1 protein-coding gene is annotated in these 1,177 nt (G+C 46.4%); it reads left to right on the top strand.

Annotated features, from left to right (window positions below; genetic code table 11):
* The coding region (mltF, locus tag R7E00_RS24375) for a membrane-bound lytic murein transglycosylase MltF (RefSeq protein ID WP_318124809.1) at window positions 1-930 on the top strand (930 nt) is incomplete at its 5' end.
* Window positions 931-1,177 lie beyond the last annotated feature (247 nt).

Genomic DNA, 1,177 nt, shown 5'->3' with positions numbered 1-1,177 from the left:
ACTGATTCCGTAGAGCTGTCCCTCGCGCAACGCCTGTATCCAGATTTAGCACTTGCTTTTGAGCTCACCGAAGATCAACCAGTATCATGGTTTACTCGCCGCTCAGAGGATGAGAGCTTATATGCGATGCTGATTGAGTTTTTCGGCAATATCAAACAATCTGGCGAGCTAGCTTCTCTTGAAGAGAAGTACATTGGCCATATTGAAGCGTTTGACTACGTGGACACGCGTGCCTTTATTCGTGCTCTTGATGATAAGTTGCCGAGATGGGCTCCGCTGTTCCAAAAATACAGCGAAGAGTTTGATTGGCGTTTAATCGCGGCTTTGGCCTACCAAGAATCTCATTGGAAACCAAAAGCAAAATCGCCTACGGGTGTTCGTGGCATGATGATGCTGACTTTACCAACTGCGAAAAGTGTTGGTGTAACCGATCGTCTAAACCCAGAGCAATCTGTTCGTGGTGGTGTGGAATACCTGCGTCGCATCGTCGCTCGCGTACCTGATACGATTAACGAACATGAAAAAATTTGGTTTGCATTGGCCTCGTACAATATTGGTTATGGCCACATGATGGACGCGCGTCGATTAACCAAGGCACAAGGTGGCGATCCAAACGCATGGGCGGATGTAAAAGACCGACTGCCGCTGTTACGACAAAAGCGTTACTACAGCCAAACCCGTTATGGCTACGCTCGTGGAGACGAGGCGCGTAATTACGTTGAAAATATTCGACGCTACTACCAATCAATCATTGGGCATGTCAGTCAAAAGCCTTCCATTGATGAAGATACGGATGATCTACAGGTTATCCCACCACTAAATCCAGAGTTGCTTATTTCTGGTGCGGTGGAAACCATTGCAGAAGAAGTGTCTGGAGCCTCTGATGTCACCAATGAAGTCGATGAAGAGTTAGACCAAGAAGAAGAATAATCACGCAAAAAAGACGAGTGTGAAGCTCGTCTTTTTTGTTGAGTCCAAGGTAGATCTTATCTAAACTCCGATGTTCCGAACCAGACCGGTCATCATAGTAAGTGCATATAAACGTGATTGGTCAACACCTTGCCGCAGCGTCCATACCCATTAATTGATGCCTGCGGAATAAATCGGTTCGGTTGGTTTCCCTCTCTCCTAATTTGAAGTGACTCCATCACTAGAATGTCATCCACAAGGCAAAGTA

It is taken from the genome of Vibrio sp. Vb1755 (assembly GCF_033338635.1).
GTDB lineage: Bacteria > Pseudomonadota > Gammaproteobacteria > Enterobacterales > Vibrionaceae > Vibrio > Vibrio alginolyticus.
The sequence above is the reverse complement of the archived record's forward strand: the minus strand, read 5'-3'. Positions and strand labels throughout refer to the sequence as shown.